Consider the following 999-nt stretch of genomic DNA (forward strand, 5'->3'; position numbering starts at 1 on the left):
CGATCATATGGAAGGTTCTAGTTCCAGAACTAGGCGCAGACATAGAAGCTCACATCGGCTCACAAACTCAGCAGCCGATAGCCGATCGCTTACCACTCCGCCAGACGGGGTTTCCTTGCCGCTTACGCCAAAAAGGGGATGACTGGCTCTCAACTCTTGACGAGGTCGATCGGCGCCGTGTTGTGTTTGCCTTAGTCGAATAAGTAATCTATCGAGTTGGCGCGTCGGCTTCGCCGACTTGGCTCGACGCGCGCCGAGCCTCCCAACCGGCCTTCGATTAGCCTCCTCGCGAGGGGCTCCGCCCCCGGCGCCCACGAGGATCGTTGCGCTCGCCGCGGCCGTCTCCCCAGCCTTCCGCGCTGCGCTTGTGCAGGCTGAGTGATCCCCTCGGCAGCGTCGTCCCTGCGTGCGCCCCCGGTCTCAGCGGGCTGGGCATGACGGTTCAGCGTGGAAGTCTGCGCTGAATCGTTGCCCCAAAAGGAAAACTAAAAAATCAAGAATTGCGTCCAAGCGACAGCTTAAGCGGCGTGCAAACCCACCGCGGCAGTCGCGGCACGATCTTAAGCGGGATGGTTCAATCACTGTGACCACATTTGGAAGCACGAAACTCTCAGATGAAAGGACCAAAAAGACGCGGGATGCATGATACGAGCGCATTGTCGGGCGGCCGAGGAGTAAGCGTCATCATCGCGGGCCAGCAGCTTGATCGGGCTGAATCCTCACAGGATCGCAGATCAGGTGCGGACGTACTTTGGAAAGACCCGTCTGGAATGTTCAAATGACAGGCCTGTCTCCGAACAATATGAGGATAGCCGGAACCGCCGATCTTCCGATAACTGAGGTTCAATGAGGATCGATGGCCGTCATACGGTACCTAGCCCGTCTTATTCGTCAGAGGCGCCTGAGAGGCTGGCGAGCGTGGTGTAAAGCGCTGATGCGGCGTAGGATTCGGTTGCAAAGCCAACCCCATCACCTTCAGCCGCGAACACCACGCCCGCC

1 protein-coding gene is annotated in these 999 nt (G+C 58.8%); it reads left to right on the forward strand.

The window, feature by feature from the left end:
* The coding region (locus tag AC066Y_RS43245) for a hypothetical protein (RefSeq protein ID WP_478279139.1) at positions 1–203 on the forward strand (203 nt) is incomplete at its 5' end.
* Between the last annotated feature and the right edge of the window lie 796 nt (positions 204–999).

The sequence above is a fragment of the Bradyrhizobium sp. USDA3010 genome, from assembly GCF_056429065.1.